The following is a 19,145-nucleotide window of genomic DNA, read 5'->3' on the forward strand; positions in this document are numbered from 1 at the left end:
CGGCCTGCGCCTGAGGCCCGCTCACCCACTGAGCAGCTCCACGGCGATCTCCGCAGCCCGCGCCGAGGCGCCTGGCGTCCCGAGCTTCGACTTCACGTCGGCGAGTGCCCGGATCATGGCATCACGCGTTGGGGTCTCCGCCAGGAGCGGCGCCAACGCCGTCGCCATGCCCTCGGCCGTCACGGCGTCCTGCACGAACTCGGGCGCCACCTCCCGACCGGCGACGACGTTCACCAGCCCAATCCGCGGAATTCGTACGACCCGACGGGCGATCGCATACGTCCACGCACTCGTCTTGTAGGCCACCACGAGCGGACACGCCGCCACCGCCGCTTCCAGCGTGGTGGTGCCGCTCTTGCAGAGCGCGGCGTCGGCGGCGCGCAACACGGTCCAGGACGCGTCCCGCACCTGCGGGTACGGACAGTGCTCGCGCTCGAGCGCGATCTCGGGCGCCACGCTGACGACCACGTCGAGCCCAGGGTCCTCCCGCTGCAGCCGCTGCGCCGTCGCAACGAAGGGCTCGAGATGTCGTGCGATCTCTTGCCGCCGGCTGCCGGGGAACAACGCCAGCACGCGACGTCCCGGCGCGATGCCTAACGCGGCACGGGCCGCTTCGCGCGTGGGTAGTTCGCCCATGCGGTCCAGCAGCGGGTGCCCGACGAAGGTGGCGTCGATCCCGTGAGCGCGGAGCAACTCGGCTTCAAACGGCAGGATCACGGCGGCACGCGCGACCAACGCCGCCAGCTTGGGCAGGCGCCCCGCTCCCCACGCCCACACCTGGGGTGTGATGTAGTACAACACGGGGACACCATGTCGACGCGCGGCCGCAGCCACCCGCATGTTAAAGCCGGGATAGTCCATCACCACCACGAGCCCCACGCGGCCACTCGCGAGCCTCGCCTCGATGCGTCGCAGCAGCCGCCAGTGGTGTGGGATCGTCCCCAGCACCTCAACAAATCCCATCACCGCCATTCGCCCCGGTGTCTCGAGGAGTGTGACGCCCTCCTCCGCCATCCGAGTCCCACCCAACCCACAGACCGTCAGCCCAGGCGCACGGGCGCGGAGGGCGGCCACAAAGGCGGCACCGTGCAGGTCCCCGGACGCCTCCCCGACCGAGACCAGGACCTCACGCACGCGAAGGCGCGGGCCCGGCCGCGAGGGCGGGGGTCGAGCGCTCGATTTCCGCCATGATGCGCAACGCGACGGCCAGCGCGTCACGGCCATCCCGCCCGCTGACGGGGACCGGAGCCGCCCCACGGACGGCATCCACGAACGCCTGCAGCTCAAGGCGCAACGGCTCGCCCTCGGGAGCCACCAGCGGAATGCGCTCGACGAAAGCCTCGAGCTGCTGGGGCGACGTCGCGAGCTCTGCGAGGTTGATGCCGGGACGCAGGCGGTAGAACTCGCCGTCGCCCGCGGCGAGGTCCAACGACAGGTAGCCGGACCGTTGGAAGATCCGCAGCTTCCGCGTGCGCTCCCGCGAGACGCGGCTCGCCGTGATGTTCGCGACCGCCCCGGAGCCGAACGTGAGACGCGCGTTCGCCAAGTCGACAAACGGGGTCAGCACCGGGATCCCGGCCGCCGCCACGTCGAGCACCTCGCTGCGCACCAGGGTCAGCAGCAGGTCGATATCGTGGATCATGAGGTCGAGCACCACCGCCACGTCCGATCCGCGCGGATTGAACGGCGCCAGGCGATCACTCTCGATAAATCGCGGGGCCTCGACATACGGCAGCGCGGCGCGAATCGCCCGATTGAACCGCTCCACGTGGCCCGTCTGGATCAAGGCCCCGGTGGATGCGGCGAGCGCGAGCAGCTCATCCGCCTCGGCCACGGTGGTTGTCAGGGGCTTTTCGATCAACACGTGGCGCCCGTTCGCGAGCGCCTCCCGAGCGACGGCGAAATGCGCGGGCGTCGGCACCACGATGGACAACGCATCACACGCCGCGATCAAGGTCGCCGCGTCCGGGAAGGCAGGCACACCAAGGTCTTGGGACACCTGTGCCGCGCGCTCCGGCCGCGATTCGACGAACCCGACCAGCGTGGCGTGCTCCACCTCGCGCAGGATGCGCACGTGGTGAAAGCCCAAGGCCCCCGCCCCGATCACCCCGATGCGTACCGTCACACGACCGTCCCGCGCTCGGAGTCTTCCAGGAACGACAGGAAATGCTCGATCTCCGGGATCGCCGGCAACTCCACGCGGGCCCGCGCCATGGCCTGCGACACGTTGAGCTCCGACCGGAAGAACAGGCGATAGGCGCGCTTCAGCTCGCGGACCACCTCATCCGGGAAGCCGCTGCGCTGCAACCCCACGCTATTGAGCCCGTAGAGCTTCACCGGGTTGCCGACGGCCTTGATAAACGGGGGCACGTCCTTGGCCACCCGGGAACACCCACCGACAAACGCGTGCTTGCCGATCTTGGCGAACTGGTGGACGGCCACGAGTCCTGACACGATGGCGCGATCCTCGATCGTCACATGCCCCGCCAGCTGTGTGCCGTTGGAGATGATCACCCCATCCCCGATGTGGCAGTCATGCGCGAGGTGCACGTACGACATGAGGAAGCACCCCTTGCCGACCGTGGTCTTCCACGAGTGGGAGGTCCCGCGGTTGATCGTGCTGTATTCGCGGATGCGCGTCCCTTCCCCGATCTCGACCCAGGTGTCCTCGCCCTTGAACTTCAGGTCCTGCGGATCACCGCCAATGATCGTTCCCGAGCCGATGGTCACGCGCGGCGCCAGCCGCACGTTACGCTCCAGCGTCGCGCGGGGCTCGATGACACACCCGTCGCCAATGCTGACGTGGTCGCCAACAATCGCAAAGGCGCCTATCGTCACCTCCTCCCCGATCTCGGCGCTGGGCGAGACCAGCGCCGTCGGATGAATGGTGCGGCTCATCGGTCCCGCAACATCGCAGACATCTCCGCGATCTCCGACACGACCGTCCCATCGACCTTGGCCACGCCACGCATGCGACACACGGCCCCGCGCAGTTGCAGCACCTCCAACTCGAACCGGAGCACATCCCCCGGCTTGACCGGCCGGCGCCACCGCACGCCATCGAGCCCGGTGAAATACACCACCTTGCTCGCCGGATCCGGCACGGTCCCCATGAGCAGGATCCCGCCCACCTGTGCCATGGCCTCCACGATCAGCACCCCCGGCATGATCGGGTGCCCCGGGAAGTGCCCCTGAAAGAACCACTCATTCATCGAGACGTTCTTGATCCCGACCACCCGCTTGCCTTCCTCGTACTCGATCACCCGGTCCACGAGCAGGAACGGATACCGGTGTGGAAGGACCTTCATGATATCCTCGATCCCGATCATGGCAAACTCCCTCTGCGCGCGTTTAGTCAACTCCCGAACGAACCGGACCGTCCCGCTGTGGCTGGGGCGGAACGCCATGATGCGTCCCTGCACGCGATGCCCCGCCAGCGCGAGGTCCCCTACGCAATCCAGGGCCTTGTGCCGCACGAACTCGTCGGGCCACCGCAGCTGGTTGCCGACGACCCCGCGGTCATCCAGGACGATGGCGTTGTCCGTGGAGCCCCCCCGGATCAGGCCGCGCCCCCGCAGGTAGTCCACCTCGGACGCAAAACCGAACGTCCGCGCGTCGGCCAGCTCCGCAGCAAATCCGTCCGGGCTCACCCGCCACGTCCCGCTTTGACGCCCGACCAGCGGATGATCAAACTCGATGGTGACGCCAACCGTCAGTCCGTCGCCTGGGTGTGCCTCATACCACGAGTCGCCGTCTTCCATGCGAAAAGGCGTGCGAATCACCAGCGACGATGGCATGCCGCCGTTTGTCTTGATCCCCGCCTCTTGAAGTGCCCGCAGGAACGGCCCGGCGCTACCGTCCAGGATCGGGGGCTCCGGTCCGTCCATCACGATGTCGAGGTCGTCCAGCTGCGCCGCAACGACCGCGGCCAGGACATGCTCCACCGTGTGCAACGCGTCGTCGCCCTCGCCAAGCTGCGTCCGACGCTCCACCTCCACGGCCACCGAGACATGCGCCGGAATCGGCGGCGTCGCACGATCGGTCCGGAGAAACCGCACCCCGGTGCCGCAGCCCCCCGGCCGAAAGGTCAGGCGGCAAGGTTGACCGAGATGGAGTCCAATCCCCTCGACGGTCACTTCACGGCTAATCGTCCGACGCCCCGTCATCCGTCGCGCTCCGCCTCCCCGGCAATCAAGCGTTCGAGGCGTCGGAGCATCGCCGGGAGCTTGAACATCGCGGCTTGCGCTCGTAACGCCTCGCGATGCGGACGCGCCGGATACCCGGACCACGTTTCACCAGCCGGAATGTCGCCGAAGGCGCCAGCCTGGGCGGCCAGCCGGGCGCGATCCCCAATGGCGACGTGACCCGCAACCCCCACCTGGCCGGCGAGCACGCACCCGTCGCCGATCCGTACCGAGCCGGCGATGCCTACCTGCGACATGATCAGACACAACCGACCGACGCGCACATTGTGGGCGACCTGGACGAGGTTGTCGACCTTGGTCCCGGCGCCGATGACGGTATCGTCAATCGACCCGCGGTCAATCGTCGTATTGGCACCAAGCTCAACGTCGTCGCCTACCAGGCACCGCCCCACGTGAGGGATCTTCCGGTGCACCCCATCGCCAAACACGTAGCCGAAGCCGTCGCTCCCGATCCGCACGCCGGCATGGGCGATCACACGCGCGCCTAACGTTGCCCCGCTGTACACCGTGACGTGCGGATGCAGCAGCGTGTCGGCGCCGACGGTGACGCCATCGCCGATCACCACATGAGCGCCAAGGGTGACGCGATCGCCCAGCACGACGCCATCGCCCAGCACCACATACGGCCCGATCTCCACCTCTGCGCCGAGCTGCACCCCACGCCCAAGCCGAACCGTGGGATCGATCCCCGGGCGCCGCCGTCGTGCCTCGTATAGGTGCGGGAGCAGCGCGAGCACGCCCTCATGCGGGTTGCGCACCACGATGCGCGTCGGCACCCCGGGAAGCTCCGCCAACTCACCCGACACCAGCGCCACCGACGCCTCACACGCGGCAAACGCCGCCGCGTACCGCGCACTGGCGAGGAAGGTGACCGTGCCGACCCCCGCACGCTCGACCGGGGCAACGGCACGGACGGCCACCTCGGGATCGCCGATCAATTCACCGCCGGTGAGTTCCGCGATGCGTCGAGCGGTGAGGGATCGCCGCTCAGGCGTTCCCCCACCGCTCACTCCCGCGTCGTGCGGGAGTACCGCCGTCACAACGTCGGCGGCTTCTTCGTCAACCCCGCCGGCGCCGGCTTCGCGCCGGCAGCCTTCGACGTGTCCGCCTTCGTGGCCACCGGAATCGGCTTCAGGCGGCCGATCACCTTCTCCGTGAGGTCCAGGTTCTTGTCCATGGCAACGATCACCCCGGACGCCGCGACGTCGAGGATCGCCGTGTAGCCACCCTCCACCCGCACCTCCTCGAGCGTCTCCCGAATCTGCGCCATCACCGGCTGCGACAACTCCTCTTGGCGCACCTGCATCTGCTGGTCGAGTTCCTCCGCCCGCTTGGCGTAGTCCGCCTGCTTGTCCTGCAGCGCCTTCTCGCGAGACGTCCGCGTGGCCGGCGGCATGGTCGCCTTCGCCTTTTCGTACGCGTCCACCATGGTCTTCAACGAATCCTGCCAGGTCTGCACGCGCGCCTGGAGTTCGTCACCCTCCTTCTTGAGGGCGGCCTGCGCCGCGATCGCGCCCGGCGCTCGCTGGACGATGATGCGGGAATCGACGAAGGCAATCTTCTGCTGGGCGCCCGCGACCGCACCGAACAGGGAAAGGGCTACGATCGAGATACCACGAACGACGGTCATGATGGGCTCCTAGAAGAGCTGTCCAAGTCGGAAGTGCAACTGCCATTTCGGCTGCTGACGCCCTTGCGCGTCGAGCCGATCGAACCCGTAGGCATAGTCCAGTCCTAACGGGCCGAGTGGGGTGACCGTTGAGGCGCTGATGCCAGCACCACGGAACAGTCGAGTGGGATCAAAGTCACGCGGGTGGCGCCATACGTTGCCCGCGTCGTAGAACGCCGAGAGATACAGGGCCTGGTTCAGGCGCACGCCCATCTCCGCGGTGGTCGTCATGAACGCACGCCCGAACGAATTCCGCTGCGCGTTGAAGGTCGTCGTTCCGGTGATATACCCGTTCGGCGAGATCGAGAATTCGTCATAACCGCGCAGACGTTCGCCGAACTGCACACCACCCAGGGCGAACTCCTGCGAGAAGAAGAAGGGACCAGTACTCCCGAAGACCGTCCCGGTCTTGGTCGAGAGGCCAACCACGAACTTGATCGGCTGCGAACCAGGCCGGTCGCCGCCCACCTGGCCGAGGGTCGCAAACGCGGAAGCATCGGCCGTGTAGCGCGAGAAGGTACTCGATCCGCCGAGGATCCCGCCATTGAAGTTGGCCGACGCCGAGTACTGCACGCCCGCGGTGGGGAATGGCAGGTCGATCCGGGTGTCGCGCGTCAGCTGCGCCCCCAGGGTCGAACGGAACGACCCGTTGCCGAACTCGCCACGGACATCGCCGAGGAGGCCTCCGGTGCCGAATTGCACGTTCTCTGCCCCATACGACAGGAAGAGGCGCGACCAGCGATCCCCCGGCACGGGAAGCCCGATTTGCAGGTTGGCACCCGTCCGCAGCGACCGCCCGAGGTCGGCAATGAAATACCGCGCCTGCGACCGATACAGCGAGAGCGTGCCGGAGATGAACGACTGCCTGATCCGCGGGTCCGAGTACGACAGCTGGAAGTCGTTGATGAAGCGACCAAACTGCCACTGCAATGACCCCCGCTTGCAAGAGCCAAACAGGTTCGGTTGGTCCAACCCGATGAACCCGCCCACCCCAGTCCCCTGCCCCATCGACGCACCAAAATTGACGTTCCCCGTCCGCTTCTCCTTCACACGGAAGATCACGTCGACGTCACCCTGATCATTCGCCGTGCGCGTGTCCGGCGGCGGAATCGGCGTCTCGAAGAATCCGAGGTTCCCGAGCGACTGCCAGCTGCGGATCAGCCGCTCCTGGTTAAACACGTCGCCGGGGAGCAGCACCAGCTGGTCCCGGATGCAGGGCTCCTGCGTGTAGTCATTCCCGAAGATCTCGACCCGATTCACGATCGCCGGGGTGCGCTCTTCCACTTCCCAGCGCAGGTCCACGTACCGCGTCGAATCCTCCAGCACCCGCCGCTCAACCACCGGCCGAACGTTGGCGTAGATGTACCCGTCCGTCGCGTAGGCACTCTGGATCCGACCCTGCGCCTCGTCCCAGCGCCCCGCGTCGAAGACGCCGGCCGGCGTCGGCGTACGCCGGCGCAGAAAATCCGTCACACGCGACATGATCGTGCGACTCTCATCCGCGAACGGATAAAAGCGGGTCGCGTCCTCCGTGGAGAAATGCTTGTTCCCGTTGATGATGAACTCCCCGACCTTGTACCGGGGCCCCTCGTCCACCTCAATCTGCACCAGCGCCTTGCCGCGCTCTCGATCGATGATGAGTGTGTCGCGCGACACCCGAAAATCGATGAAGCCGCGCTGGCCGTACAGCTTCGGGAGGCGCTCCGACAAGTCACCCGCAAACTTGTCGTCATCAAACTCGCCCTTGCGGAACCACCAGAAGCCCTCTGGACGCGTCTTCATCGAGCCCGCGATGTCGGACGCACTCAAGCTTCGGTTCCCGACGATCTGCACGCCGGACACCGCCAAACGTCGGCCCTCGTCGACCCGAAACGTCAGGCGCACCGCGCCATCGCCGGCCGCCACCGTGTCCACGAAGATCCGTGCGAGGTAGTAGCCGTTGCGCTCGTAGAGCGAGTCCATCCGCGTGACCACGCGTGCCACCGCGGACGGGTCCAGCGGCCGTTGGTAGATCAGGTCGACCCGGTCCTTCACCGAGCCCGTCGACAATCGCTCGACGCCCTTCACATCCGCCTCGACCAGCATCGGTCGTTCACGCACCTCCACCACCAGGGCGGCGCGGTTCTGCACATCGTCCAGGTCGCACGTGATCGAGACCTGCTCGTAGTGTCCCGACTCGTACAGCGCCCGGATGGAGCGCTGGATAGCCTTGAAGTTCAACAACGTTCCGGCCACGAGCCCGGACTCCGCCAGGACATTCATTTCCGTGAGGCGCTTGTTCCCCCGCACCATCAGGGAGTCCGGCGTCGCACAGCGCCCCTGCGCCGGAGCCTCCTGTGACAGGAGGGGTCGGCCCAGAAGTCCGAGCAGGAGGGGGAACACAAAGCGACGTCGCAACATAGCCGGACAATATACACCAGAAGGGGCGGCCCGGTTCGGAGTGAACCGGGCCGCCCCTTGGACACGCCGAGCCGCCAGGAGGATTACGCCTTGGGGACGGAATTCGGGACCCGAAACTCGAGGCGCTGGCCGTCCGTGGCCACGTCCACCTCGATCTCATCCCCCTTCGAGAACTCGCCCATGAGGATCTTCTCCGACAGGGGATCCTCGATGTAGCGCTGGATCGCCCGCTTGAGCGGCCGGGCCCCGTATTGCTCGTCGTACCCATGCTTCACCAGGAACTCCTGCCCGGCCTGGGTCAGCTTGAGGGTCAGCTCGCCCTCCGCCAGCCGCTTGTGGACTTCCTTCAGCATGATCCCCACAATCTGCCCGATGTGCTCCTGGGTCAGCGGGTGGAACACGATCGTGTCGTCGAGCCGATTGAGAAACTCCGGGTTGAAGGTGTGTTGCAGCTCCTCCTTCACCTTGTCGGCCATCCGATCGAAGTTCGCCTTGAAATCCGGCGCACTAAAGCCCACGGACTTGTTCCGCGTGATGTCCTTGGCCCCCACGTTCGAGGTCATGATCACGACGGTGTTCTTGAAGTCGATCACCCGGCCGTAGTTGTCGGTCAGGTGACCTTCATCCAGGACCTGCAGCAGGATGTTGAAGACGTCCGGGTGCGCCTTCTCGATTTCGTCGAGCAGCACGACGCTGTACGGCTTGCGACGCACGGCCTTCGTCAGCGTGCCCGAGTCCTCATAACCGACGTATCCCGGGGGTGCCCCGATGAGCCGCGACACGGAGAACTTCTCCATGTATTCCGACATGTCCACGCGGATCAACGCGGACACGTCGGCAAAGAGGAAACGGGCCAGCGCCCGCGCCAACTCCGTCTTGCCGACGCCGGTGGGTCCGCAGAAGATGAACGAGCCGATCGGACGCTTGGGGTCCTTGAGGCCGGCCCGACTGCGGCGAATGGAGCGCGCAATCGCCTTGATCGCATCTTCCTGCGCGATCACGGACTCGTGCAGCTCCTCCTCCATCCGCAGCAAGCGGGCACTCTCCGCTTCCTGCAACCGGGTGACCGGGATCCCGGTCCAGCGGCTGACGATGAAGGCCACTTCCTCCTCGCCCAGGACCGGACGATGGGACTGGCGTCGCTTCTCCCACTCTTCCTGCTTCTTCCGGATATCGCCCTGCAGTTCGCGCTCCCGGTCCCGCAATGACGCGGCCTTCTCGAAGTTCTGGTCGCGGACCGCCGCTTCCTTCTCGGCGTTGACCTTGTCCAGCGCCTCCTTGAGCTGCGCGACATCCGACGGTGGCACCTGGGCCGCGAGCCGGGCGCGTGCACCAGCCTCGTCGATCACGTCGATCGCCTTGTCGGGCAGGAACCGGTCGGTGATGTAGCGCTCGGACAACTTCGCCGCCGCGACCAGGGTGTCGTCCGGCACCACCACGCGATGGTGGTCCTCGTACTTCGAGCGCAGCCCCTTCAAAATCTCGACCGTCTCATCAATCGAGGGCGGCTCCACGATCACCGTCTGGAAACGTCGCTCCAGGGCCCCGTCCTTCTCGATGTACTTGCGATATTCATTCAACGTAGAGGCGCCGACGCACTGCAGCTCACCGCGCGCGAGCGCGGGCTTGAGCATGTTGCTGGCATCGATCGCGCCCTCAGCCGCACCGGCCCCAACAAGGGTGTGCAGCTCGTCGATAAACAGGATCACAAGCTTGTTCTGCGCGATCTCGTTCATCACCGCCTTGAGCCGCTCCTCGAACTGCCCGCGGTACTTGGTCCCGGCAATCACCGCGGCCATGTCCAGCGACAGCACGCGGTGCTCGCGCAGGGCATCGGGACAGTCCCCGGCGGCAATCAACTGGGCCAACCCCTCGACGATGGCGGTCTTGCCCACGCCAGGTTCACCAATGAGGACCGGGTTGTTCTTCTTGCGACGCGTGAGGATCTCCATCACGCGCTGGATTTCCTTGGCTCGACCGATGGTCGGATCCAACTGCCCCTCTGCGGCCAATTGGGTCAGATCGCGGCAGAAATGGTCAAGCGCCGGCGTCTTGCTCTTCTTCTCACCTTTGGCGCTGCTGCTTGGCGTCGGCGCAGCCGCTGGCGGCGGGGTCGGGGTCGAGGTGGGGGTGCTCGTCGACGGATCGGTGCCGAGCAGCCGCAGCGTCTCCGCGCGGGCCGCATCGAGATTCACACCGGCGTCCGTCAGGACCTGGGCCGCGATCCCCTTCTCCTCGCGCAGCAGCCCGAGCAACAGGTGCTCGGTGCCGACGTAGGAGTGCTGGAGCTCGCGCGCCTCGCTCATCGCCAACTCGAGCACCTTCTTCGCGCGGGACGTGTACGGCAGGTCAGGTGCCATCGTCTGCCCCGCCTTGCCCTTCTTGACCGTCTCCTCGATGCGTTGCTGGACGTCGTCCAGATCAACACTCAGGCTCTGGAGCACGGCCGCAGCGACGCCCTCGCCCTCGCGGATCAACCCGAGCAGGATGTGCTCCGTCCCCACATACTCGTGGTGAAGGCGTTGCGCCTCCTCCCGAGCCATCTGGAGGACCTTGCGGACACGTTCGGTGAAGTTGTAGCCGTTCATCGCATACCTCGCGGATAACCGTCCGTCAGTGCTTCGCCTGGTCAGTTTCGGCCCCGAGCGCTTCTCGGACATAGCGCGCCCGCGCCACATTGGCCTCTTCCTCCCCCAACACCCGTCCCTCGGCGTACCCCAAGTGCGCCGGCTGGCTGAAAATCAACAGTCGATTCAGGGTCTCCACGCTCAAGCCCGTGATCAACTGCAGTCCCACCGCAAGCCGCACGCCGCTGAGGTAATTCATCGCCTCCTCGAACGTCAGGCTCCGTGCAAAGCGCAGCGTGCCATAGGCGCGCCACAACTTGTCCTCGATAATATAGCCCGCCTCCCGCCACATCACCCGTCGGGCGTCATGCTCCCGCTTGATCACATGGCTCACCACCCGATGCAAATGATCGACCAGCTCGTCCTCGGACCGACCTAACGTCGTCTGGTTCGAAATCTGGAAGAAATTGCCGATCACCTCACTCCCCTCGCCGTACAAACCCCGATACGTCAGTCCCATCGCCTGCAGTCCGGAGAGCACCTTCCCGATCTCCTTCGTCAACACCAGACCCGGCAAATGGATGAGTACCGATGCCCGAAGACCGGTTCCAGTGTTGGTCGGGCAGGCGGTCAAGAACCCGAATTCCTCGTGGTAGGCATAGGGGAGCCTCGCCCCGATCTCCCGATCCACCGCAAGGAGGGCGTCGACCGCTGCTCGCGTCGCGAGCCCGCCCCGGACCGTCTGCAGCCGGAAGTGATCCTCTTCGTTGACCATGATGCCGTGGCCCTGTCCGACGAAGACCGCCGAGCCGCCGCGTGAAACGCTCCCGTCGAGGGCCGCGAGCTCTCGGCTGACGAGGTGCCGCTCATGCAGCAACCGTCGGTCGTTCTGGTCCAGGTCCTCGAGGCGCAGGAGGACCCCACCCTGCAGCGACGGCAGGTGTGGCATGGCGTCCCGGAGCATCTGGAGCACCCGGACGCGCTCGCCCTCCCGCGCGCGGCTGGTGAAGGCGATCCCCTCCAGGTTGCGGGCGAGCCGGATCCGGGTGGAGAGCACGACATCCGCGTGCTCCCCACCGCCCGAGAGCCAGCCCAGTCCCCCCTCGGATACCGCCGAAAGATCGATGGTCACTCGACGTCCCTCAGCTGGTCACGCAGGCTCGCGGCCAACTCGAACTCCTCGCTCACAATGGCGCGTCGGAGCCGGTCTCGCAGCTCCCCGACCGTCGTGGCTCGGGTGAGGATTTCGGGCGCCGGCGGAAGGTACTTCCGCCCGACATGCTGCACGTTCCCGTGGACCCGGCGCAGCAGCTGGCGCAGACTGGGCTCAAACGTCGCGTAACAATTGCCGCATCCGAGCCGACCAACGGCGCGAAACTCCTTCAGCGTCAGCCGGCAGAAACTGCAGGTCGCGTCGTCGCCCCCGCCCTTCTCGTTCGCCACCTGCTGCTGCGCCGCATGGAGGAACTCGCCCAGCACATTCTTCGGCGTCGCATGCGTGGTCGGCTCGATGCCGCGCTCCGCGGCGCAGCCGGCGCACAGGTGCACGAGCGTAACCTCCCCTTCGACCACCTTGGTCAGGTGGACGCTGGCATCCGTTTCCCGGCAGGCATCACAGAGCATCTCAGGCCACAACTCCCTTGTCGGCAGTCTCGGCCAGCATGCCGTCCGCCAACACCATGGTCCGACTCGCCCGCGCGGCCAATGACGCATTGTGCGTCACCACCACCATGGCGATCTCGAGGTCGCGCGCCAGCCATGACAGCAGATCATGCAGGCGCTCGGCATTCCCGTGGTCCAGGTTTCCTGAAGGTTCGTCGGCGAGGAGGATGGCGGGATCGGTCGCCAGCGCACGCGCCACGGCGGTGCGCTGCTGTTCACCACCCGAGAGCTGGGAGGGATGATGATCGCGTCGTGGGGTCAGGCCCACGCGGTCGAGCAACCGCTCCGCACGCGCACGGGCATCGGCGGAGGACATCCCACCGATCCGCAGTGGCATCATCACGTTCTCGAGGGCCGAAAATTCACGCAGCAGGTGATGGAACTGGAAGACAAACCCGACCTTTCGGTTCCGCAGCAGCGCCAACTCATCGTCGGTGCGCCCGTCGATGCTTTCGCCATCGATCCACACTTCGCCGCGAGTCGGGCGATCGAGCGCGCCGAGAACGTGCAGCAGGGTGCTCTTCCCCGCCCCGGACGCCCCAACGACCGCGACCATCTCCCCGCGACGCACATCGAGGTTCACGCCGTTGAGGATGGAGAGGGTTCCTCCATCCCCACCGCGAAAGGTCTTGGCAATTCCGCTGGCTCTCAGGACGCTCACGACTGGCTCCGCGCTACGACGAAGACTGGCGGGCGGACGCCGCCGCCACAACTCCGACCCTATTCATGGCGGATTGCCTCGATGGGATACAGGCGGGCCGCCTGCTGCGCCGGATACAGCGTGGCGAGCCCGGCGATGGCCACGCTCGCCAGCACCGTCACCACCACGTCGACCCACTCCGTGGCGACGGGCAAGTGATCGATGAAATACACCGACGGATCGAGGCGGATCAGCTTGTATCGCCCCAAGGCGACCGACACCGCCAGCCCCAGCACAAGGCCGAGCCCGGTACCCACCATCCCGATGGTCAATCCTTGCGCGAGGAAGATGCGGCGTACGGACCGTGCGGACATTCCCATCGCCTTCAGGATCCCGATCTCTCGCGTCTTGTCCGTCACAACCATCGTCAGGTTGGAGACGATGTTGAACGCCGCCACGAGGACAATGAGGAGCAGGATCACCCCCATCCCCAGCTTCTCCAGCTTGAGGGCCTGGAACAGCGAGCTGTTCTGCTCCTGCCAGTCGACCGTGCGATAGGGGTACCCGAGTGACTGCGCGATGCGGGGGGCGACGTCGTGCGCCACCCATCGGTCCGTGGTGCGCACCTCGATCCCCGTGACGGCGGAGTCCAGGCCGGCGAGCTCCTGCGCGACGGCCAGTGACGTGTAGATGTAGGTGTTGTCGTATTCGTACATCCCGGTCTCGAAGATGCCGGTCACCTCAAACTGCGCAGTGACGGGGACGAACATCCCGGTCGCCGCATTCGGCTTGAGGTCCCCTCCGGTCACGATGGTGATAGTGTCCTTCGGGTAGGCATTGAGCTTGGCGGCCAGCAGCCGCCCCATCACCACGCCGCGCAGGGACCCATCGGACGCGCGGAACGAGAAGTCACCCTGTGTGGCATGCTGTCGCACGGTCGTGACCCCTTCCTGACCATCGGCCAGGGGCTCGATCCCTGCGATGAACGCCGCCTCCCGATAGTCGTGGCCCGCATTGACCACCCCCTGGGTCAGCACAAACGGCGCCGAAGCCACCACCCCTGGCTCACCCCGGACGCGGCGCTGCACCCCCTTCCAGTCGTCGATCCGCAGGTCTTCGCCATACGGAAGCACGCGAATGTCCGGGCTCCCGATAAGGATCTTCTCGCGCAAGTCGCGCTGCAGGCCATTCATCACGCCCATCACTACGATCAGCGCGCTCACCCCAACGACCACGCCCCCAATGGCAATCAGGCTAATAAATGACAGCAGTCGCGAGCCGCGCCGGCTGCGCAGGTAACGCCAGGCGATCCCCAACTCGAGTCGGCTCATTCCGGTCGCATCGTCGGAAACAAGATGACGTCCCGGATGTTCTGCGCCCCACTGAGGTACATGAACAGGCGGTCCACGCCGATGCCCACGCCCCCCATCGGCGGCATCCCGTACTCCATGGCCCGCAGGTAGTCCTCGTCCACCCCGGACGCCTCATCGTCCCCTGCGGCCTTCAGCCGCGCCTGCGCCTCGAACCGCTGGCGCTGGTCAATCGGGTCGTTCAACTCGCTGAAGGCATTGGCCAGCTCCCGCCCCTTGGCGAACAGCTCAAAGCGTTCGGTCAAGCCCGGCACGCCGCGCTTGGGCTTGGCCAGCGGCGACAGCTCGACCGGATAGTCGACGACAAACGTCGGCGTCTCAATGTGCGACTCTACCAGCGACTGGAACATCTCGTCGAGGACCTTGGGTCGGCTCAGCGTCTCCACCTTGTGAACCCCAATGCGTGTCGCCCTGTTCCGCAGCGCCGCGTCGTCGAGCGCTTGAACGTCCTCCCCCAGCGCCCGATTCAGTGAGGGGAGCCATTCCATGCGTGGGAACGGCGGCTGGAACGCGGGCACATCCACGGCACTGTCGGCCGGGAGGAGCAACCGCTCCTCGGCCGTCGCGGCCTCGGGGCCCAGCACCCGACGCACCGATGCCGACGCCCGCACGAGCAGTTGCTCCACCCGACCCATCATCACGGTGTAGTCCGCATGGGCCTCGTAGAACTCAAGCATGGTGAACTCGGGATTGTGCGTCCGGTCGATCCCCTCATTCCGGAAGTCGTGGCCGATTTCATACACCCGGTCCAGGCCACCCACGACCAAGCGCTTCAGGTAGAGTTCATCTGCAATCCGCAGATAGAGCGGCATGTCCAGCGCGTGGTGATGCGTCGTGAACGGGCGCGCCGAGGCACCGCCATACAGCGGCTGCAGGACTGGCGTCTCGACCTCGAGGTACCCGAGGTCGTCCATACAGCGGCGCAGCTCACTGACCATGCGGCTGCGCGCCACAAAGCGGCGCCGCACATCGGCATGGACGGCCAGGTCGGCATACCGCTGCCGGTATCGTTGCTCAGGATCGGCGAAGCCGGAGTGCCGCACCACGGTTCCGTCGACAATCTCGTCCTTCCCGTACGGCAGCGGTCGCAGGGACTTCGCGAGCATCGTCACCGACTCCACTTTCACCGTCGTTTCGCCGGTCCGCGTGCGGAAGAGCGGCCCGCGCACCCCGACAATGTCCCCGATGTCGTAGAGTTCGAGCTGCGCCCACACCGCGTCGCCCAGCTCGTCGCGCCGAAAGTACGCCTGAAGCCGTGACTGTGCGTCGGCGAGGTGGGCGAACACCGTCTTGCCGTGCGGGCGCCACGAGACGATCCGGCCCGCCACCACCACGCCGGGCCCCTCGGCGGCCTCAGGGGCCAGGGCACGCAATGCGTCCGACGTGGTATGCGTCGACTCCCAGCGATAGGCAAACGGCTCCACGCCTAACGCCTGCAGCTGGGCGAGTTTCTCCCGCCGCGCCTGGAGGACGAAGTTGAGTTCCTCGCTCATGCGCCCTGCCCGGCGCCACTCGCCGCCCCGGCCCCAAACTGCTTGAGATACGCCTCGATGAACGGATCGAGGTCACCATCCATGACCCGGTGGACGTCAGGCACCTTCAACTCCGTGCGAAGATCGTTGACCATCGTATAGGGCTGGAACACATAACTCCGGATCTGGCTCCCGAATGACACGTCGGACTTCGTCGCGTCGAGCTTCGCCTTGGCCGCCGCCTGCTTCTCCACCTCGAGCTGGTAGAGTCGATTCTTCAGCTGTTTCATCGCCGTGGCCCGGTTCTTCCCCTGGGAACGCTCCTGCTGGCACGCCACCACGATCCCCGAGGGAATGTGCGTCAAGCGCACCGCAGAACTCGTCTTGTTCACGTGCTGCCCCCCGGCCCCACTCGCCCGGAAGACATCCATCTTGATGTCCTCATCCCGGATCTCGATGTTGATTTCCTCATTGACCACCGGATACACGAACACCGAGGCAAAGCTGGTGTGCCGGCGGGCATTCGAGTCAAACGGCGAAATGCGCACGAGGCGATGCACCCCGGTCTCCGGCCGCAGGAACCCGTACGCCGACGGTCCACGCACCTCGAGCACCGCGCCCTTGATCCCGGCCTCCTCCCCCTCCGACCGGTCGAGCACCTCCAGAGCGAACCCGTGACGCTCGGCCCACCGGATGTACATTCGCTCGAGCATCTCCGCCCAGTCCATCGCCTCCGTCCCTCCAGCGCCCGCCGCAATCTCGATCTGCGCGTCCCGCCAGTCATCCGGACCCTGCAACAGGGACTTGAGCTCGTACGCCCGGAGGTCGCCCTCGATGGCCGCCACCTCCCGATCCAGCTCGGCCACCATCGTGGTATCAGGTTCCGCGCGCAGCAGCTCATCCAACTCCTGGGCACTCTCGACGCGCGCGCGCAAGCTCGCGTACGGCTCGGTCCATCCCTTCAGCGTCTTCACTTCCTGCACCACGCCGCGCGCGGATTCCTGGTCGTTCCAGAACCCCGCCATCGACATCCGCTCCTCCAGCGCCGTCAGGCGCTCGCGTCGGGTGTCGACGTCAAAGATACCTCCGCAGTTCCTCGATCCGGTCGAGGTAACCAGCCAGGGTGCGGGTGCGTTCGGCGTCGGCCATGGAAGGAGCAGGTGGAGGGCCTAACGCGAAAGCCGCTCCCGCGGGAACGGCTCCAGTTCGGCCTCGGTGTGTACCGGCGCAACCTACCACCCCCGCACGACCGGGTGAACCCCGGCGCCGACTAGAAGAGCCGCTGGCCGCCCGCGAGGATCTCGTTCAGGGCATCCTGAAAGTGCGAGGTCGCTTCGGCGAACTCCCGACCGACCTGCTCGACATACTCCTCGTAGCTCTTTCGAATCTCATCCCGAAACTGCTGCTTCAACGTCCCATGTCGCAGGCCATCCTCACGCTTTTGGGGATGGTACGTCACCATGTCGGAGACCAACACCCGAGCCAGGCGCCGAGCTTTCTGGTTGGGGTCGTTCGACAGGAATGGGTTGATCGGGCGCCGAGCTTGAGGCGACGACGTGCCCGACGTTGCTGTGCCTGACGCGGCCGCAAACGGCGGCACGCCGGGTGACGCCTCCGACTCCGGCGCGGTCGCCGAGCTGACCGCGGGAGCATCAACTCGCAGCGACGCCGGGGTCCCAGCGCTCACTGGCGGCACTGGCGTTGCCACGGGTATCGCGGGAACGAACTTCGGCGTGGGCGGCCTTAGGGCCGCCCCTGGAAAGACCGCGGGGGCGGTCGCAGGGGTTGGCCGTCGAGACGCGAAGAGAGGCACCCTCTGCGCAGTCCCCGCAGCAGGAACGTGCGAAGGCGTCGGTGATGGCTCGGCTGCCCGCTCCGGCGCCGACTCCCGACGCTTGGGAGGATCCAGACGCGCGTCAGGAAAGTCCTCACCCCAACGGGCATGCTCCGACACCGCGATGATTCCCCCACACACGCTGCAGCGGGCGCGAACGGCCCCACCAAGCACGCGGGCAGGATCGACGCGATACACGCTCTGGCACTCCGGGCACGCCACGTTCATTCGTCGACTATGCTAATGGCCCGCGGCGCGCGCTGCGGCGTGGTACTCCCACTCGCCGCCCCGTCTGCGCGCCGATCCACGCTATACACGGATCCAGCGAGGGTCTTCGCGTATCCCTTCATCTCCGTCACCAGGTGACTCATCTGCGCTGCCCGCGAGATCGTGCGGCGTTCCGTGGTCACGACACCCACCGACAGCGTCATGAGAGGAACGCGGTGCAGCTGGCCCCGTCGGTCCTTGCCAAAGAAATAACCCGCATGTCGGTCCTGTTCCGAGTACTGGTACGGGATCAAGGTATCGAACGTGGTCACGATCTCTCCGCACGTATCCGCCACCTGGTCGGTGGGAATCAGGAAGATAAAGTCGTCGCCACCGATATGCCCTACGAATCCGCGCTCGCCGCAAATCCCCTTCACCAGGTCGTGAAGCAGGATCGAGAGGAATCGGATGACCCGATCCCCGTCGTAGTAGCTGTACCGATCGTTGAACTCCTTGAAATGGTCGAGGTCGGCGTAGCAGGCGGCAAACCGATCCCCGGCGTCGAGCCGCCGCTGCATCTCGGCCTCGATCGCGATCGTGCCCGGCAGTCGCGTCGACGGATGCACAAACACATCCCGATCCGACCGGCGGAGCAGCATGTCCAGCCGACGGGGAAACTCCTGGTCGACCGCAGCACGCGACAGGATCTCGTCCGCGCCAGCGAGGTATGCCGCCTCGAAATCGGAGTCATCCACGCCCGTCAGCACAACGGCCGGGACAACCCCAGTGTAGGAGTCCGACTTCAAGCGGCGGAGCGCCGACAACGCTCGCTCGGAATCCCGCATGTCGAACACGGCCAACCTCGGCCGACCACGCAGGGCAATTCCCATCAGGTCATCGGCAGTCCCCGCCGCGACCACAGGAATGCGCGCAGCCTCCAGCCATTCGAGCAGCGCTGTCGGCGGCTCGATGTGGGCGCGAGAGAATAGGACGGCCGGCGGATGTCGATCCACGACTCAGGTGCGAAATGACTTTATTCGTGCCGTGCAAGCTGTTGCTAGGCCAGTACTTACCGGGCGGAAGCTGAAGCGAAACACCGTCGTATCCCGGTACGCATGG

16 protein-coding genes are annotated in these 19,145 nt (G+C 66.1%); all 16 read right to left on the bottom strand.

Annotation, left to right across the window (positions count from 1 at the left end):
• Positions 1 to 21 precede the first annotated feature (21 nt).
• The 16 genes from lpxB to IPK85_18335 all read right to left on the bottom strand — a co-directional run bounded on the left by lpxB (position 22) and on the right by IPK85_18335 (position 19,039).
• The gene (gene lpxB, locus IPK85_18260; GenBank protein ID MBK8249323.1) at positions 22 to 1,134 is read right to left on the bottom strand and encodes a lipid-A-disaccharide synthase; all 1,113 of its coding nucleotides are present in this window, start codon (positions 1,132 to 1,134) and stop codon (positions 22 to 24) included.
• Positions 1,127 to 2,125: a Gfo/Idh/MocA family oxidoreductase gene (locus IPK85_18265; protein ID MBK8249324.1), complete on the bottom strand. Its 999-nt coding sequence runs from the start codon at positions 2,123 to 2,125 to the stop codon at positions 1,127 to 1,129. Before IPK85_18265 ends, lpxB begins: the two co-directional genes overlap by 8 nt.
• Positions 2,122 to 2,898 carry an acyl-ACP--UDP-N-acetylglucosamine O-acyltransferase gene (lpxA, locus tag IPK85_18270; protein ID MBK8249325.1) on the bottom strand — a complete coding sequence of 259 codons (777 nt, stop codon included), beginning with the start codon at positions 2,896 to 2,898 and terminating at the stop codon, positions 2,122 to 2,124. Before lpxA ends, IPK85_18265 begins: the two co-directional genes overlap by 4 nt.
• Positions 2,895 to 4,166 (bottom strand): UDP-3-O-[3-hydroxymyristoyl] N-acetylglucosamine deacetylase, encoded by a 1,272-nt coding sequence (gene lpxC, locus IPK85_18275; protein ID MBK8249326.1) that lies wholly within the window; start codon positions 4,164 to 4,166, stop codon positions 2,895 to 2,897. The genes lpxA and lpxC overlap by 4 nt, the downstream gene beginning before the upstream one ends.
• On the bottom strand, positions 4,163 to 5,245 hold the full coding sequence (gene lpxD, locus IPK85_18280) for a UDP-3-O-(3-hydroxymyristoyl)glucosamine N-acyltransferase (GenBank protein MBK8249327.1): 1,083 nt from the start codon (positions 5,243 to 5,245) through the stop codon (positions 4,163 to 4,165). The genes lpxC and lpxD overlap by 4 nt, the downstream gene beginning before the upstream one ends.
• Entirely contained in the window at positions 5,242 to 5,835 is a 594-nt protein-coding gene (locus IPK85_18285; protein MBK8249328.1) for an OmpH family outer membrane protein, read from the bottom strand. Before IPK85_18285 ends, lpxD begins: the two co-directional genes overlap by 4 nt.
• A gap of 9 nt (positions 5,836 to 5,844) precedes the next feature.
• Positions 5,845 to 8,274, bottom strand: a complete 2,430-nt coding sequence (bamA, locus tag IPK85_18290; GenBank protein ID MBK8249329.1) for an outer membrane protein assembly factor BamA — start codon at positions 8,272 to 8,274, stop codon at positions 5,845 to 5,847.
• A gap of 83 nt (positions 8,275 to 8,357) precedes the next feature.
• On the bottom strand, positions 8,358 to 10,862 hold the full coding sequence (locus IPK85_18295; GenBank protein ID MBK8249330.1) for an ATP-dependent Clp protease ATP-binding subunit: 2,505 nt from the start codon (positions 10,860 to 10,862) through the stop codon (positions 8,358 to 8,360).
• Between the two features lie 25 nt (positions 10,863 to 10,887).
• The gene (locus IPK85_18300; GenBank protein ID MBK8249331.1) at positions 10,888 to 11,973 is read right to left on the bottom strand and encodes a protein arginine kinase; all 1,086 of its coding nucleotides are present in this window, start codon (positions 11,971 to 11,973) and stop codon (positions 10,888 to 10,890) included.
• On the bottom strand, positions 11,970 to 12,464 hold the full coding sequence (locus tag IPK85_18305; protein MBK8249332.1) for a UvrB/UvrC motif-containing protein: 495 nt from the start codon (positions 12,462 to 12,464) through the stop codon (positions 11,970 to 11,972). Before IPK85_18305 ends, IPK85_18300 begins: the two co-directional genes overlap by 4 nt.
• A gap of 1 nt (position 12,465) precedes the next feature.
• Positions 12,466 to 13,164, bottom strand: coding sequence for an ABC transporter ATP-binding protein (locus tag IPK85_18310; GenBank protein ID MBK8249333.1), 699 nt, complete (start codon positions 13,162 to 13,164; stop codon positions 12,466 to 12,468).
• 59 nt (positions 13,165 to 13,223) lie between these two features.
• Positions 13,224 to 14,474, bottom strand: coding sequence for an ABC transporter permease (locus IPK85_18315; GenBank protein MBK8249334.1), 1,251 nt, complete (start codon positions 14,472 to 14,474; stop codon positions 13,224 to 13,226).
• Positions 14,471 to 16,006: a lysine--tRNA ligase gene (lysS, locus tag IPK85_18320; protein MBK8249335.1), complete on the bottom strand. Its 1,536-nt coding sequence runs from the start codon at positions 16,004 to 16,006 to the stop codon at positions 14,471 to 14,473. Before lysS ends, IPK85_18315 begins: the two co-directional genes overlap by 4 nt.
• Positions 16,003 to 17,103: a peptide chain release factor 2 gene (prfB, locus tag IPK85_18325; protein MBK8249336.1), complete on the bottom strand. Its 1,101-nt coding sequence runs from the start codon at positions 17,101 to 17,103 to the stop codon at positions 16,003 to 16,005. The genes lysS and prfB overlap by 4 nt, the downstream gene beginning before the upstream one ends.
• A gap of 152 nt (positions 17,104 to 17,255) precedes the next feature.
• The gene (locus IPK85_18330) at positions 17,256 to 18,047 is read right to left on the bottom strand and encodes a zinc-ribbon domain-containing protein (protein ID MBK8249337.1); all 792 of its coding nucleotides are present in this window, start codon (positions 18,045 to 18,047) and stop codon (positions 17,256 to 17,258) included.
• Positions 18,044 to 19,039 (bottom strand): diguanylate cyclase, encoded by a 996-nt coding sequence (locus tag IPK85_18335; GenBank protein ID MBK8249338.1) that lies wholly within the window; start codon positions 19,037 to 19,039, stop codon positions 18,044 to 18,046. Before IPK85_18335 ends, IPK85_18330 begins: the two co-directional genes overlap by 4 nt.
• Between the last annotated feature and the right edge of the window lie 106 nt (positions 19,040 to 19,145).

Source organism: Gemmatimonadota bacterium (assembly GCA_016712265.1).
Lineage (GTDB): Bacteria > Gemmatimonadota > Gemmatimonadetes > Gemmatimonadales > Gemmatimonadaceae > RBC101.

Excerpts from the sequence above, each read along its gene's own strand:
- lpxA (MBK8249325.1), bottom strand. The coding sequence starts at position 2,898 with ATGAGCCGCACCATTCATCCGACGGCGCTGGTCTCGCCCAGCGCCGAG.
- lpxC (MBK8249326.1), bottom strand. The coding sequence starts at position 4,166 with ATGACGGGGCGTCGGACGATTAGCCGTGAAGTGACCGTCGAGGGGATT.
- IPK85_18285 (MBK8249328.1), bottom strand. The coding sequence starts at position 5,835 with ATGACCGTCGTTCGTGGTATCTCGATCGTAGCCCTTTCCCTGTTCGGT.
- bamA (MBK8249329.1), bottom strand. The coding sequence starts at position 8,274 with ATGTTGCGACGTCGCTTTGTGTTCCCCCTCCTGCTCGGACTTCTGGGC.
- IPK85_18295 (MBK8249330.1), bottom strand. The coding sequence starts at position 10,862 with ATGAACGGCTACAACTTCACCGAACGTGTCCGCAAGGTCCTCCAGATG.
- IPK85_18305 (MBK8249332.1), bottom strand. The coding sequence starts at position 12,464 with ATGCTCTGTGATGCCTGCCGGGAAACGGATGCCAGCGTCCACCTGACC.
- IPK85_18315 (MBK8249334.1), bottom strand. The coding sequence starts at position 14,474 with ATGAGCCGACTCGAGTTGGGGATCGCCTGGCGTTACCTGCGCAGCCGG.
- lysS (MBK8249335.1), bottom strand. The coding sequence starts at position 16,006 with ATGAGCGAGGAACTCAACTTCGTCCTCCAGGCGCGGCGGGAGAAACTC.
- IPK85_18330 (MBK8249337.1), bottom strand. The coding sequence starts at position 18,047 with ATGAACGTGGCGTGCCCGGAGTGCCAGAGCGTGTATCGCGTCGATCCT.